The organism is Pseudomonas sp. B21-053 (assembly GCF_026016365.1).
Taxonomy (GTDB): Bacteria; Pseudomonadota; Gammaproteobacteria; order Pseudomonadales; family Pseudomonadaceae; genus Aquipseudomonas; species Aquipseudomonas nunensis.
Genome location: NZ_CP087205.1, coordinates 4,427,628 through 4,442,254, shown reverse-complemented (window position 1 = coordinate 4,442,254; position 14,627 = coordinate 4,427,628). Strand labels below are relative to the sequence as shown.

Below are 14,627 nucleotides of genomic sequence, written 5' to 3'. Positions count from 1 at the left end.
CCGGGCCATGAACATTGCCCTCCTGATCCTTCTCGCCAGCTTCAGCCTGAGCTCCAGCGCGTTGCCGCTGAGCCCCAGCGAAAGTGCGGGCAAACGCTTGTACCGCGAAGGGTTGTCGGGCAGTGGCGAGCCGGTGATGGCACGGGTCGGCGCGGCGGACATTGTGCTGCCGGCCACCAGCCTGCCGTGCGCCAATTGCCACGGCGCCGATGGCCAGGGCCGGGCGGAGGGCGGGGTGCGGCCACCGGACCTGAATTGGTCGCGGCTGAGCAGCGTTTATGGCCAACAGCAGATCAACGGCCGCGATTACCCGGCCTACACCGAGGGCACGCTGGCGCGGGCGATTCAGGAAGGGCGCGACCCCGGCAACAATCGACTCGACCCGGCCATGCCACGGTTCGTGTTGTCGATGAAGGATCAACGCGACCTCAGCGCTTACCTCAAGCGCCTGGGCGAAGACCGCGATCCGGGCCTGAACGCCGACAGCCTGCACTTGGGCACCTTGTTGCCGAGTCAGGGGCCGTTGCGCGATGAAGGCGCGACCGTGGCGGCGGTGCTCCAGGGCAGCGTGGCACGGATCAATGAGGCGGGCGGGATTCATGGCCGCACGCTGCGCCTGACGATCCTCGATCCCGGCCCGGACAGCGCAAGCGCGGAACTGGCCTTGGACCGCTTGATCGAGCAGGAGCAAGTGTTCGCCCTGATCGCGCCGCTGGTTCCGGCGCTGGACACCGAATTGGCGGCACGCCTGGAACGGGCCGGAGTGCCGCTGATCGGGCCGTTGTCGCTGCTCGGCACGGCCCAGGCGAGTCGGCAGATTTTCGAACCGTTGCCCGGTTTGCGCGAACAACTGATCGCGCTGGCCGACTACGCCACCGACAGCCTGCGGGTGCTGCCGGGGCCGACATTGATCGCCTACCCGGACGATCCCGGCCAACGATTGGCGGCGCAGAGCCTCGGCCAATATTTGCAGGACCACGCCTGGCAGGATGTGCGATTGCAAGCCTACGACTCGGCACAGGATGAGTTGCCGCTGGGCTCGCGCTCAGTGTTTTACCTGGGCAGCGGCGGTGGTTTCAGTCGCCTGGCCGAACGCTTGCAGACAGCGGGGCAGGTGCCTTACCTGTTCGCCGCATCGAATCAGGTGGCGGGGGAGTTGCTGCAAGTGCCCAGCGGATTTTCCCGGCGGGTGTTTCTTGCTTACCCGTTTGTACCCAGCGACTGGACCCAGTCCGGGCGCACGGCCCTGACCTTGTTGCGCGAGCATCAGGGCCTCGGTGGCGAACACGCGGTGCTGCAAGTGGGAGCGTTCAGTTCGATGCTGCTGTTCAGCGAAGGCATGAAGCAGGCCGGGCGCGATGCCAGCCGCGAAAAACTCATCAGCGCCCTCGAGGGCCTGCACGATTTCGACACCGGGCTGACCCCACGGATCAGCTTTGGCCCCGGCCGCCGCCTGGGCCTGAATGGCGCGCATATCGTCACCGTGGACCTGTCCGACCAGCGCTTTTACCTGGTCGCACCCTACAAACCGATTGCCGTTACACCCTGACCGGAGGCTTCGATCATGAAGACGCTACTGTTGCTGCTGATGCTCTGGGTGCCCGTGGCCTTCAGTAATAACGGGCCGGCTGCGGCGCGGGTCAATGGCGAAGAGATTTCCGAGTTTCGCCTGGAGCGCTATTTCGCCGAATACCTGGAAGACCAGGGCCGGGCGGTAGCCAGCATCCGTAATCCCAAGGCTTACAAACAGCTGCGTCAGGCCGCCCTGGATGCACTGATCGACAAAGAATTGTTGTGGCAGGAAGCGCTCAAGCGCGGGGTGGTGATCAGCGATGCCACGGTACAAAGCCAAGTGGCGCTGACTCGCCAGGCCATCGGCGGCCCCGAGGTGTTCGCGCGCAAGCTGCAAGACTCCGGTTTCGATGAGGCGAGTTTTACCGAGTACACCCGACGTGAGCTGGCCGCCCAGGAGGTCTTCGCCGACCTCACCCGCGTGGCGGAGCCGGACGAAAAACAGGTCCGCGACTTCTTCGAAGCGCACCGCGCCGAGATGGGCAGCCCCGAGCAGATCCACGCCCGGCATATCCTGATCAAAGTGCCGCAGGGGGCGGATGCCGCCACAGTCGAAGCCGCGCGACTACGCTTAGAGGAGCTACGTGTACAAATCGCCAGTGGCACGGACTTCATCAACGTCGCCCGCAGTGCCTCCGAAGACGCTTCGGCCAGTGCAGGCGGGGACTTGGGCTATTTCGCGCGCGGGCGCATGATGCCGGAATTCGAAGCGGCGGCGTTTGCATTAACGCCGGGCCAGGTCAGTGAACCGGTGCGAACGCCAGTTGGCTGGCATTTGATCTATTTACAGAACCACCAGGAGGCGACAGATGTCACAGAGGAGCAAGGGCTTGAAACAGTCCGGGTGTACCTTGCCCGACAGCAAAAGGCCCAGGCTCGTCGAGACGTTCTGGCGCAGTTGCGGTCCCGTAATCGCATTGAGCGGATTGACGATGATTGAACGTTCCCCCCCAATAGTGGGGAAAAGCTTCAATGCCAATCCATGCGCTTCCCCGCCTTTGGGGGGAGGGGGATCTGGACGACTTGGCATTGTCTTCAAATTCAAGGACATGAAGAGATAAAAATACCGGCGCTCGGCCTGGCATGAAGTGTGCGTTAGCCCTTGTAAGGCGCGCACTCCACCAGGCTCGGTACTCGGACCTGCGGTTTCAAGGAGTCGACCTTGTTAAACAAAGTACTGGTTGTCGAAGACGAACAACTGCTTGCCGAAAACCTCAAGGATTACCTTCAGGCGCAAGCGTTGGAAGTCCGGATAGCTCACGACGGTGCCATGGCAATCGGTGAAGCCGAACGTTTTGCACCCGATGTGATGGTGTTCGATTACCGCTTGCCGGATATGGAAGGCTTTGAGGTGCTCGATGCCGTCCGCCAGAACAGGAAGTGTCATTTTGTGCTGATTACCGGGCACCCAACCGCTGAAGTCTGTGAGCGGGCCCGACAGTTAGGTGTCAGCCATATCCTGTTCAAACCCTTTCCGTTGGCGGAATTGGCCCGTGCAGTCTGCGACCTTCTGGGGATGGAGCGCGAAGCCAAAGCAGGCGTGAGCACTTCTGAAGGTTTTGTCGAACGACGCCAGAGCAGGACCGAGAGTTTCCCGCTGCAGTTGTACGACGGCAGTTGGGTGCTGGCGGATCGCCGACGAACATCGGCCTCGCTGGCACCGGACGACGAACAATTGCTCACCGGGGAGTAGTGGCGCGACACGACGTTCCGGCTCCAGCCGCAATGGCCTGCCGCGCCGACAGGGCTCTAAGCCCCCGGCGTTGGAGAGCAAGCCATGGAACGTCTGACACTTGCCGTAGAACCGGCACCGTTGGAGTCTGTACCGACACGTTTTAGCAGTGAGCAACTGGCCCAGGCGCGGATCCGGGCCGCCAGTTCCGGTGAACGGGTACTGGACGCCCTCGGGGTGTTGTGCGAACTGGCGTCCATGCCGTTTATCCAGTGCCTCGGCGCTACCCTGCATTACCCGGTGCTCGACACCGACACGCTGTTCCAGGCCACTCCAGTATTTGATCGGGTCACCCTGGCCCAATGCCTCAAGCGCGAATTCATCCTGCTGCGCCATGCCGACGAAGTCATCGGTGTGTTCGCCGACCCGTTCGATACGTCGCGCTTGGCCTGGATCGACGATTGCCTGCACGGCGCGCCGCTGTATCTGGTGCATGCCGACGACCTGAAAGCCTACCTGGCCCGCCACGAAGAAAGCTTCCACGCGGTGGAATCGCTCAACGCCCAGGCCGACGCGAATGTCGAGATCGACAACCTGCAAAGCCTGTCCCTGACCAGCATCAGCGAAGACGCGAGCGTGGTGGTCAAACTGGTCAACTCGACCCTCTACGACGCGCTGAAAATGCACGCCAGCGACATCCACTTGGGCACCACTGGCAGCGGCCTGGTGATCAAGTACCGCATCGACGGCGTGCTCAACAACATCAGCAAGATCCAGGGCAGCGAGTTCGCCGAGCAGGTGATTTCCCGGGTCAAGGTCATGGCTGAACTGGACATCGGCGAGAAACGCGTGCCTCAGGACGGGCGCTTCAAAATCGGCATCAGCGGTCGGCAGATCGACTTCCGGGTGTCGATCATGCCGAGCATTTTTGGCGAAGACGCGGTGCTGCGGGTGCTGGACAAACAAGACCTGGCGGACAAGGTCAGCGGCGTGCAGTTACAGGCCCTGGGCTTCGAAGAAGACACCCTCAAGCAACTGCGTCGCCTGGCTGCCGAACCCTACGGCATGGTGCTGGTGACCGGCCCCACCGGCAGCGGCAAGACCACCACGCTCTACGCGATGATCACCGAGATCAACCACGGCGTGGACAAGATCATCACCATCGAAGACCCGGTGGAATATCAACTGCCGGGCGTCCTGCAAATCCCTGTGAATGAAAAGAAAGGCCTGACCTTCGCCCGTGGTTTGCGCTCGATCCTGCGCCACGACCCGGACAAGATCATGGTCGGTGAAATCCGTGACCCCGACACCGCTCAGATCGCCGTGCAATCGGCGCTCACCGGGCACCTGGTGTTCACCACCATCCACGCCAACAACGTGTTCGATGTGATCGGCCGTTTCACCCAGATGGAAATCGACCCCTACAGCCTGGTCTCGGCGCTCAACGCGGTGCTGGCCCAGCGCCTGATTCGCCTGGTGTGCGCCAGTTGCAGCGCGCCGCATCAGCCGACCGATGAAGAACTGCAACAGTCCGGCCTCGACCCGCAACACGTCGGCCACTACCACTTCGTGCATGGCAAGGGCTGCGGCCATTGCCGGGGCACCGGTTATCGCGGGCGCACGGCGATTGCCGAGTTGCTGCACCTGGACGACGAGCTGCGGCAAATGATTGTCGAGCGCCAACCCATTTCGAAAATCAAGGTCCACGCCTGCAAACGTGGCTTGCGGCTGTTGCGCGAGTCGGCGTTGGAACTGGTGCAAGCGGGGCGTACTACGCTCGAGGAGATCAATCGTGTCACTTTTGTCTCGTGATCGTTATGTCGCCGTGCTCGGCGCCAGTGGCGTCGGCCTCGGCCAGCGCCAGGGCAGCGACATCCGTTGGCTGGGCAGCGTCGGTTTTATCGACGAAGGCTTCCACGCCTGGGCCGTTGCCCTGGAAACCCTCGACCGTCTGCTCGGCGAGCATGCCCACACGGGTGCCGAATTGAGCGTGGTGGTCTCCGGGCACTTCAGCCGCTTTTGCCTGGTGCCCTGGAGCGACCAGATCAGCAGCCCTGACGAATTGCTCGGCTTCGCCCAGCTGTGTTTCGAAGACCTCTACGGCGTCCCAACCCAAGCCTGGAGCCTGGTGCTCTCGGCGGAACCGGCGGGCTATGACCGCATCGCCTCAGCCTTGCCTCGGGACTTGCTCGATCGCTTGCGCAGCCTGGTCAGCGCTCGCGGTTTGCGCCTGCGTTCGGTGCAGCCGTACCTGATGGCGGCGTTCAACCACTTCGATAAAAGCTTCGACGCCGGGGACTTCCTGTTCGTCGTCGCCGAACCGGTGCGTAGCGTGTTGCTGCTGGCCCGGGAAGGGCGCTGGACCTCGGTGCGCTCGGTGGGCAGCAGCGACAGCGATACCGCACTGACGGCGCTGATTGGCCGCGAAGGCCAGTTGCAGGCGTCCAGCAGCGATCGGCCATTGAACGTCTACCTGCACGCGCCGGCACGCATCGATTCGCAACCCGAAGTGCCCGGCGTACACCTGCGGACCCTCGAAGAAGACGGGACTGGCGTACGGGATTGCCTGTACGTGATGTCCCGGGCGGTGGCCTGACATGCGCGCCCTGACCCTCGACTTCCAGCCGCGCCGCCGTTCGGGCCCCTTGGGCTGGAGCCTGATGACCGCCGGCGTGGCGCTGACCCTGGCGTGCTTCTTCGCCCAGCAGCACCTCGACCAGCAATCCTCACAACAACAAGGCCACTTGCAACACGCCCAGCGCGAACTCACCGGCGATACCGGTAGCAAAGTCGGCCTGACCCCGGCCGAGACCCGCGAACAAGCACAAAACCTCGCCGAGATGCGCAAGGTCTCCCAGCAACTGCGTCGGCCATGGGAACGCCTGTTCGCGATGCTCGAAGCCATGCCTCGGGATGACATTGCCTTGCTGACCCTGACCCCGGATGCGCGCAAAGGCCAGGTGCGGATCAGCGCCGAGGCGCGGGACCTGGAAGCGATGCTCGAATTTCACCAGCGTCTGGAAGCCAGCGACGAGCTGTCGGACGTGTCCCTGCTGAGCCACGAAATCGTCGCCAACGTGCCGGAACACCCGGTGCAATTCAACCTGTCGGCGACGTGGGAGATAGGCGATGCGAATCCCTAGACTGATCGTGCACGAATACCTGCAAGGCCTCGGTATTCCGGGCCTGGCCGGGATGGCACTGGTGGCGGTGGCGCTGATGTATGCGCTCGCCGGGCTGGTGCCGGACTGGCAGTCGCTGCAAACCCTCAGCCAGCAAACCCGCGAAGCCGGCGAGTACCTGGCCAAGGTGGAAGACGGCAGCGTCGCGCCACCGGTGGTGCCGCAACGGCAACTCGACGACTTCCGCAGCAAGTTGCCGTCGCAGCCTCAAGCCACCGTGGCCATCGACAAGATCTACGCCTTGGCCGCGCTGGAACACATCACGTTGGCCCGGGGTGAATATTCCCTGGGCATCGACCCCAAGACCCATCTCGCGCGTTATCAAATCCTGCTGCCAGTGCGCGGCAGCTATCCGCAACTGCGGCGCTTCCTGCACGCCTTGCTCGGCCAGTTGCCGGCGGTGGTGGTGGAGGACGTGGAGTTCCAGCGCAAAAAGATCGCCGACACCGACCTGACCGGGCGGATCCGCATGACCCTTTACCTGTCGAGGTCGTGATGAATACCAAACGCGTAGTGGGTTGGGTGGCGTTCTTCGGCGTGGCGGCGGCGCTGGCCTGGTTGCCGGATTTCTTGCGGCAACCCGAGGACGGCGAGGTCAGCGTTGCGACCGTCGCGACCCCGGCCAAAAGCAAAAAAACGGTTGCAGCCGTCAGCGTCAAAGCCGCGCCGATCAAGGACTTGAGCCCGTCCGGCGACCTGTTCGCCACCCGCAGCTGGAAGGCTGCGCCAGTACTGGCCAGCGTCACCGAACAACCCGTCAACCTGACCCCGGTGGTGCAAACCCCAAGCGCACCAGTGATGCCTTTCCAGTTCGTCGGCAGGTTGCATAACCAATCCGACCTGCAAGTGTTTTTGCAGAACGGCGAAAAAATATACGTCGTACGCAAAGGGGATGTGATCGACGACACGTGGCGGATCGAGGGCATTTCCGATGTGGAATTGAGCCTGGTCTACCTGCCTCTGCATTTGTCCCAGACCTTGTCTGTGGGGAGCACGCAATGAACAGATCCCGTTTGCTGATGAGCCTGTGCCTGAGCACAGCGCTGGCCGCGTGCAGTTCGGCGCAAGTCGCCAACAAAGAAGCGTCCGAGTTGATCGAACAAGGCCAGTACGAGGCAGGGTTGGCGCGCATCCAGGAAGGCCTGCGGGAAAACCCTCGGGACACTGAGTTGCACCTGCTGCTGAACACCGGTCGGGCCAAGGCGATCACCGCGCTGTTGACCGAGGGCGACAGCGACCGCGCACGCCGGGACTTTGCAGCGGCACGCCAGGCCTACGGTCGGGTGCTGACCATCGAACCGAGCAACCGCCGCGCCCAGGATTCCCTGAAACAACTCGACTACCTGCGCAGCCAGGACGACAAACTCGAACTGGCCCGTGGCGACCTGCGCCGTGGTGACATCTACGGTGCCGACCGCCAGGTCAAACAGATGCTCGAACTGGATCCGAAGAATGAAGGCGCCCTGGAACTGCAAGGCAATATCCGCCTGGTCCAGAGCCGCAACGTGGTGCCGTATCCACAGCTGCGTACCCGTCTCGATCGGCCAGTCACCCTGGAGTTTCGCGACGCCAACCTGAAAACCATTTTCGAAGTGCTGTCCCAGGTCGCCGGGCTGAATTTCATCTTCGACAAAGACCTGCGCCCTGACATGAAAGCCACGATCTTCGTGCGTGACGTGCGCATCGAAGACGCCGTGGAACTGCTGCTCCAGCAAAATCAGCTGCACCAGAAGGTGGTGAACGAAAACACCTTGCTGATCTACCCGGACTCGCCGCAGAAGCTCAAGGATTATCAGGAGCTGGTGATGCGCACCTTCTACCTGACCAGCGTCGATGCCAACACCGCGCTGAACATGATCAAGACCATGCTCAAGACCCGCGATGTGTTCGTCGATGAACGCCTCAACACCCTGACCATGCGCGACACCGAAGACGCGGTGCGCATGGCCGAGAAACTCCTGCAATCGCAAGACCAGTCCGACCCTGAAGTGGTGCTGGAAGTGGAAGTGATGGAGGTCGCCACCCAGCGGATTCTCGACCTGGGTCTGCAATGGCCGAACACCTTCGGCGTGGTCAACAGCGACGGTTCCGGGGTGACAATCCTTGATCAACTCAAGGGCATCAACTCCAGCCGCATCTCCATTTCGCCGTCGCCGCAAGCCAAGATCAATGCGCAGGACAACGACATCAACACCCTGGCCAGCCCGGTGATTCGCGTGAGCAACCGCGAGCAGGCGCGCATCCACATTGGTCAGCGCGTGCCGATCATCAGCGCCACGTCGGTGCCTTCGACCCAGGGGCCGGTGATCACCGAAAGCGTCACCTACCTGGATGTCGGTCTGAAACTGGAAGTGCAGCCGATCGTGCACTTGAACAACGAAGTGGCGATCAAGATTGCCCTGGAAGTGAGTAACGCCACGCCGCTGGAACCGACCCGCCAGGGCACGATTCCGGTACAGGTTGATACCCGCAACGCCCAGACCACTTTGCGCCTGCACGACGGCGAAACCCAGATCCTTGCCGGTCTGATGCGCAACGACCACGGCGCAACCGGCAACAAGATTCCGGGCCTTGGCGACATTCCGGGGTTGGGCCGCTTGTTCGGCAGCAACAAGGACACCGTCGGCAAGTCGGAACTGGTGCTGTCGATTACCCCACGGATCGTGCGCAACCTGCCGTACCAGAGCCCGTCGGACATGGAGTTCCAGACCGGCACCGAAACCAGCATGCACATCCAGGCGCCTGAGCGTGGCATGGACTCGGCGACTCGTACCGACGTCATGGTCACACCGGTTGCGTCTTCCGCCCGCGTTGTCGTCGAGAAGCCTTGATCATGAACGCCTCCCAGCGCGGTTTTACCTTGATTGAAGTCGTGGTGACGCTGGCCCTGGTCGGCCTGTTGGCCGGCATGGCCGCGCCCCTGACCGAGACCGTGGTGCGGCGTGGCAAGGAGCAGGACATGCGCGCGGCGCTGTACCAGATTCGCGACGCCATCGACGCCTACAAACGCGCGTTCGACGCCGGTTATATCGAGAAGTCGCTGAACAGCAGCGGCTACCCGCCGAACCTGCAAGTGCTGGTGGACGGCGTGCGCGATGTACGCAGCGCCAAAGGCGCCAAGTTCTACTTTTTGCGCCGGGTGCCTCACGACCCGTTGCTGCCGGTCAAGCGTAACGACGAAGGCGGCTGGGGCCTGCGCTCCTACGACAGTACGGCTCAAAACCCACGGGAAGGCGAAGACGTGTTTGACGTCTACTCCAAAGCCCGGGGCAAGGGCCTCAACGGCATTGCCTACCGCGAGTGGTGAACCTATGCGCCGGGAAAAGGGTTTTACCCTGCTGGAACTGATGGTGGTCATGGCCATCATCGCGACCCTGATGACCATTGCCTTGCCGCGCTATTTCAGCAGCCTCGAGGCCTCGAAAGAGACCACGCTGCGCCAGAGCCTGTCGGCGATGCGCGAGGCGCTGGACCACTATTACGGCGACACCGGGCGCTATCCCGATTCCATCGAGCAGTTGGTTGAGCAGCGTTATTTGCGCAACCCGCCGACCGATCCGATTGCCGAGCGCAAAGACCTCTGGGTCCTGGTCGCACCGCCGGACGGCGTGCCGGGCGCAGTGGCCGATATCAAAAGCGGTGCTACCGGGAGGGCGCGTGATGGCAGCCTTTATTCCGAGTGGTAGTCCCGCCAGTCAGGGCGGCTTCACCTACCTGGGCGTGCTGTTCCTGATTGTGCTGATGGGCATGGGTTTGGCCAGCGCCGGGGAGTTGTGGTCCACCGCCTCGCGGCGTGATCGCGAGCGCCAGTTGCTGTGGGTCGGCACCCAGTACGCCCAGGCGTTGCGCAGCTATTACCGCAGTTCGCCGGGGCTGGCGCAGTACCCGAAAGAGCTGCAAGACCTGTTGCAGGACGAGCGTTTTCCATCGCCCAAACATCATCTGCGCCAGCTCTATCCGGACCCGATTGGCGGTGGCGAATGGGCATTGATGCGCGGCTTCGACGGACGCATCACCGGCCTCAACAGCCCGTCCACCGAAACACCGTTGAAGCAGACGGATTTCCCCAGCCAATGGTCGGATTTCGTCGGCATGGCGAGCTACAAGGACTGGCAGTTCGTGGCCGAGAAAGCCTTCCTCGATGGCGCGTCCGGGCCCAAACCCCAGTCAACAGCCCCACAGGCGTTGACGCCATGAACAGATATTGCCTGGCGCTGCTGCTGATGCTGCTGAGCCCTTTGGCCCCGGCCGGCGAAGAGGACGAAATGATGGGCTTCATCGTCGACGACACGATCTCGCACATCGGCCACGACTTTTACTACTCGTTCAGTGAACGCCTGCGCGCCACCAGCCCGATGGATTTCAACCTGGTGGTGCGCGAACGACCCTCGGCCCGCTGGGGCAGCCTGGTGACCGTGGAATATCAGCAACGCCTGGTTTACCGGCGGTTCCTGCCGCCGAACACCGTGGAACTCAAAGACGAGGCGTACGACGCCGCCGACTGGGTTCGCCGGCAGATCGTCCAGCGCAAGCTGGAAACGTTATTGCAGGACACCACCGACCTGGAGAAGGACGAATTATGAACAAGAAAACGTTCTCACAGCGCACCGGCATTTGGCTCCTCGGATTGGCCAGTTGCGGCCTGGTCCACGCCACCGAGCTGGTCTACACGCCGATCAACCCATCGTTTGGCGGCAATCCGTTGAACGGCACCTGGCTGCTCAACAACGCCCAGGCGCAAAACGATTACGACGACCCCGACCTGAAAAACCGCACGGCGGTGGCAGGCACATCGGCCCTCGAACGCTTCACCAGCCAGCTGCAATCGCGGTTGCTGGGGCAGTTGCTGGACAACATCTCCACGGGCAACACCGGGAGCCTGTCCACCGACAGTTTTATCGTCAACGTCATCGACGACTCCGGCGCACTGAGCATTGAAGTGACCGACCGAGCGACCGGTGAAGTTTCGGAAATTCAGGTGAACGGCCTCAACCCTTGATAGGGACTCAGGCTGCCGGGGAGTAAAGGACATGAAAAATATAATTGTGCTAGGGCTGATGTTGGCGGCATTACAAGGTTGCAGTCTGCGCGACACCATGCCGGCCGAACAGGACACGGAATCACCGACCCTCACGCCACGGGCGTCGACCTATTACGACTTGCTGAAAATGCCACGGCCCAAAGGCCGGTTGATGGCGGTGGTGTATGGTTTTCGCGATCAGACCGGGCAATACAAACCGACCCCGGCCAGCTCGTTTTCCACCAGCGTGACCCAGGGCGCGGCGAGCATGTTGATGGATGCGTTGCAGGCCAGTGGCTGGTTCGTGGTGCTGGAGCGCGAAGGCCTGCAGAACCTGCTGACCGAACGCAAAATCATCCGCGCCTCGCAGAAGAAGCCGAATACGCCGGTGAACATTCAGGGCGAGCTTCCTCCGTTGCAGGCGGCGAATTTGATGCTTGAGGGCGGGATCATCGCCTACGACACCAACGTGCGCAGTGGTGGGGAAGGCGCGCGGTATCTGGGGATCGATATTTCCCGGGAATATCGTGTGGATCAGGTCTCGGTGAATCTGCGTGCGGTGGATGTGCGCAGTGGGCAGGTGTTGGCGAATGTGATGACCAGTAAGACTATCTACTCGGTGGGCCGTAGTGCTGGGGTGTTCAAGTTTATCGAGTTCAAGAAATTGCTTGAGGCTGAGGTGGGTTACACCACCAACGAGCCGGCGCAGTTGTGTGTGTTGTCGGCGATTGAAGCGGCGGTGGGGCATCTTTTGGCTCAGGGGATTGAGCGGCATTTGTGGCAGGTGGCGGGGGATAATTCTTCGCCTGTGCAGGATGAGACGCTGGGGCGGTATTTGAGCCAGAACAAGGTTGATCCGGAGAGTGAGTGAGCCGAGGCGGCCTTCGGGCCGACCTGGCTTTTGTTGATTGAGTACATATCCGTTGCTGCGGTAACGGCGGCTTAGGGTTTCGCTCTTACAGCGAGTCCCTTTTGGCAAACGCCCCAAAAGGAACCAAAAGGTCTCGCCCCGAGCGTCCGGCCCCTCGCTTAGGCTCGGCGTGCCTTCGTTCCGGTATTCATCTGGGGGCATCGCCTACGGTCGGCTTCGCTTCGACCTCCTCTCGATGTGTGCGGCTTCGCCGCACGGCGCTACGCGCCCACCCCCCAGATGAACACCTCCACTCAGCCTCCCGAAGGGGCGGGTGGGGCGAGATCAAGGGCAGGCGAGCTAACGCTCGGCCTTGAGTGGTTAGGAGCGGGGTGGTGTGTGCTGGGCTGCTTTTGTTTCTGCTTCTGTAGGAGCGAGGCTTGCCCGCGAAGGCGTCCTGACAGACGACCTGTCTCACGAGGGTGTACATCTTTTCACTGTGGGAGCGAGCCTGCTCGCGAAGGCTTTGGGTCTGCTGCGCAGCCCAGCGGGAGCAAGCGCCCTCGCCACAATTATGAATTCGGCAGATAGACCGCGTTATCGTTCTTCGCGAGCAGGCTCGCTCCCACATTTTATCTCCATGCAACACAAACCCCATAACCGCCACAAATACCCTGTGGGAGCGGGCTTGCTCGCGAAGGCTGAGTCTCAGACAACCCATCTCTAACGAATGCACTCAGACCCCTTGTGGGAGCGAGCTTGCTCGCGATGGCGCCCGGACAGTCACCCCATTTCCCACAGGCACAAAAAAAAACCGCGACCCCACCAAGGGCCGCGGTTTTTTATCCCCCGCAATTACTGCTGCAAAACACTCGCCTGGTTAGCCGAGCCAAACTGCTGAACCGTCGCCATTTGCGTCACACCACTCTGATCCACAGTGGCGATGTTCCCCGTCCCACCCTGGGTCACGTACGCGACGTTCATGGTGTCAGCCTGTTTGACGGTGATTTGGTTGTCACTGCCATACAGCTGCGTGGTGAACGCTTGGTTGCCGGTGCCGGATTGGTCGAACTCGGTGCTGTTGCCCGAGCCGTTGGAAGAGCCCTGGGCCAGGTTGGTGGTGCCGCGCTGGTCGGCGATGAGGATGTTGTCGCTGCCGTTCTGGTCGAAGTACAGCTCGTTGTAGTTTTCAGCCTGGCTGACTGTGGTTTTGTTGCCGGTGCCGGTCTGGTTGGTGGTCATGATGTGGCCGACGCCGTCCTGCTTGAAGCTGGCCACGTTGTTGGTGCCGTTCTGGTTGATGGTCGCGCGTTGGTTGCTGCCGAACTGGCCGCCCAGTTGCGGGCCTTTCCAGTTGCTGGCGTAGACCTTGTTGCCGTTACCCACGGAGGTGGCGTTGAGCACGTGGCTGTCGCCGCTCTGGTAGGTGAAGTGCACGTTGCCGGTGCCTTGTTGATAGAGCGCCAGGACCGAGCCGACGGAGTCGAACTGGTCGGCATAGATGGCGTTGACGTCACCGACTTGCAGCACCTGGGCGTTGTTGTTTTCGCCGAAGCTCTGGTCGACCACGGTTTCGTTGGTTTGCCCGTATTGGTTGACGGTGGCCTGGCTGGCGGTTTGTCCGCCTTGCCAGATTTCGGTGGCGTTGAAGTCGCCGAACTGGTTGACCGTCACGGTGCCGCCGATGCCATCGCGCTGGTCGCCGTAGGCGTAGTTGCCTTCGCCGGCCTGGTTGAGGTTGATCTGGCCGCCCATGTGGGCGATCTGTTCGGCGGTGGCGTAGTTGGTGCTGCCGTACTGGATGATCACCGCGTTGTTGGCGACGCCCAGTTGAATCTGCTCGATATTGGCTTCGTTGTTGTCACCGAACTGGAAGGTCTGGCCTTTGGTGGCTTCCTGGCTGTCCTGGTAGACGAACGAGAAGTTGCCGCTGCCTTGCTGTTGTTGCAGCACCTGGTTTTCGCCCATGCCAATCGACTGGCTTGCATGGCTGGTGTTGAAGCTGCCGACCTGCTGCTGATTGATGTTGCTGCCATTCTCGAACAGTTGCTCGGCGTAACCGGCGTTGTAGTCGCCGACTTGATCTTGGGTGATGGTGCCGGTGGCAGTGTCTTGGACTGCTGCGGCATCGTTGCCCTGGCCGAGTTGTTGTTGAGTCGCGGTGCTGAAGGGCGCCGCGGTCTGTTTCACGTCGGCGATGTTGGCGGTGCCGAGCTGGTTCTGCGAGGAAACGCTGTCGTCGGCCAACGCCTGGGCACTGACAATGACCAGGATGGCAGCGGTGAGGGGCGTCAATTTAAACATGATGAAACCTCCAAGGTTATTGCAGTG

The 14,627-nt window shown here is 61.8% G+C and carries 16 protein-coding genes; 15 read left to right on the top strand and 1 reads right to left on the bottom strand.

Going from position 1 to position 14,627, the window contains the following annotated elements:
- The first annotated feature begins 7 nt into the window (after nucleotides 1-7).
- The 15 genes from LOY68_RS19895 (at nucleotide 8) to LOY68_RS19825 (ending at nucleotide 12,317) form a co-directional block, all read left to right on the top strand.
- Nucleotides 8-1,549 (top strand): ABC transporter substrate-binding protein, encoded by a 1,542-nt coding sequence (locus LOY68_RS19895; protein WP_265039340.1) that lies wholly within the window; start codon nucleotides 8-10, stop codon nucleotides 1,547-1,549.
- Nucleotides 1,550-1,564: 15 nt separating this feature from the next.
- Nucleotides 1,565-2,512 (top strand): peptidylprolyl isomerase, encoded by a 948-nt coding sequence (locus LOY68_RS19890; RefSeq protein WP_163913980.1) that lies wholly within the window; start codon nucleotides 1,565-1,567, stop codon nucleotides 2,510-2,512.
- Nucleotides 2,513-2,734: 222 nt separating this feature from the next.
- On the top strand, nucleotides 2,735-3,265 hold the full coding sequence (locus tag LOY68_RS19885) for a response regulator (RefSeq protein WP_163913982.1): 531 nt from the start codon (nucleotides 2,735-2,737) through the stop codon (nucleotides 3,263-3,265).
- Nucleotides 3,266-3,349: 84 nt separating this feature from the next.
- Nucleotides 3,350-5,056 (top strand): GspE/PulE family protein, encoded by a 1,707-nt coding sequence (locus tag LOY68_RS19880; protein WP_265039338.1) that lies wholly within the window; start codon nucleotides 3,350-3,352, stop codon nucleotides 5,054-5,056.
- Complete coding sequence (locus LOY68_RS19875) at nucleotides 5,037-5,840, top strand: hypothetical protein (protein WP_265039336.1); 804 nt, start codon at nucleotides 5,037-5,039, stop codon at nucleotides 5,838-5,840. Before LOY68_RS19880 ends, LOY68_RS19875 begins: the two co-directional genes overlap by 20 nt.
- A gap of 1 nt (nucleotide 5,841) precedes the next feature.
- On the top strand, nucleotides 5,842-6,387 hold the full coding sequence (locus LOY68_RS19870) for a PilN domain-containing protein (RefSeq protein ID WP_163913988.1): 546 nt from the start codon (nucleotides 5,842-5,844) through the stop codon (nucleotides 6,385-6,387).
- Nucleotides 6,374-6,922, top strand: coding sequence for a GspMb/PilO family protein (locus tag LOY68_RS19865; RefSeq protein WP_054054507.1), 549 nt, complete (start codon nucleotides 6,374-6,376; stop codon nucleotides 6,920-6,922). The genes LOY68_RS19870 and LOY68_RS19865 overlap by 14 nt, the downstream gene beginning before the upstream one ends.
- Nucleotides 6,922-7,428, top strand: coding sequence for a hypothetical protein (locus tag LOY68_RS19860; RefSeq protein ID WP_265039333.1), 507 nt, complete (start codon nucleotides 6,922-6,924; stop codon nucleotides 7,426-7,428). The genes LOY68_RS19865 and LOY68_RS19860 overlap by 1 nt, the downstream gene beginning before the upstream one ends.
- On the top strand, nucleotides 7,425-9,257 hold the full coding sequence (locus LOY68_RS19855) for a secretin N-terminal domain-containing protein (protein WP_163913992.1): 1,833 nt from the start codon (nucleotides 7,425-7,427) through the stop codon (nucleotides 9,255-9,257). Before LOY68_RS19860 ends, LOY68_RS19855 begins: the two co-directional genes overlap by 4 nt.
- Before the next feature lie 2 nt (nucleotides 9,258-9,259).
- Nucleotides 9,260-9,733, top strand: a complete 474-nt coding sequence (locus tag LOY68_RS19850; RefSeq protein WP_054054501.1) for a type II secretion system protein — start codon at nucleotides 9,260-9,262, stop codon at nucleotides 9,731-9,733.
- A gap of 4 nt (nucleotides 9,734-9,737) precedes the next feature.
- On the top strand, nucleotides 9,738-10,112 hold the full coding sequence (locus LOY68_RS19845; RefSeq protein WP_054054499.1) for a type II secretion system protein: 375 nt from the start codon (nucleotides 9,738-9,740) through the stop codon (nucleotides 10,110-10,112).
- Nucleotides 10,087-10,623 carry a type II secretion system protein gene (locus LOY68_RS19840; protein ID WP_163913993.1) on the top strand — a complete coding sequence of 179 codons (537 nt, stop codon included), beginning with the start codon at nucleotides 10,087-10,089 and terminating at the stop codon, nucleotides 10,621-10,623. Before LOY68_RS19845 ends, LOY68_RS19840 begins: the two co-directional genes overlap by 26 nt.
- Nucleotides 10,620-11,009, top strand: coding sequence for a curli production assembly/transport protein CsgE (gene csgE, locus LOY68_RS19835; RefSeq protein ID WP_054054495.1), 390 nt, complete (start codon nucleotides 10,620-10,622; stop codon nucleotides 11,007-11,009). The genes LOY68_RS19840 and csgE overlap by 4 nt, the downstream gene beginning before the upstream one ends.
- Entirely contained in the window at nucleotides 11,006-11,425 is a 420-nt protein-coding gene (locus tag LOY68_RS19830) for a curli assembly protein CsgF (RefSeq protein ID WP_054054493.1), read from the top strand. The genes csgE and LOY68_RS19830 overlap by 4 nt, the downstream gene beginning before the upstream one ends.
- 31 nt (nucleotides 11,426-11,456) lie before the next feature.
- Complete coding sequence (locus LOY68_RS19825) at nucleotides 11,457-12,317, top strand: CsgG/HfaB family protein (protein ID WP_265039329.1); 861 nt, start codon at nucleotides 11,457-11,459, stop codon at nucleotides 12,315-12,317.
- 834 nt (nucleotides 12,318-13,151) lie between these two features.
- Here the strand turns inward: LOY68_RS19825 and LOY68_RS19820 are convergent.
- Nucleotides 13,152-14,600, bottom strand: a complete 1,449-nt coding sequence (locus tag LOY68_RS19820; RefSeq protein WP_265039327.1) for a curlin — start codon at nucleotides 14,598-14,600, stop codon at nucleotides 13,152-13,154.
- Nucleotides 14,601-14,627: the final 27 nt, after the last annotated feature.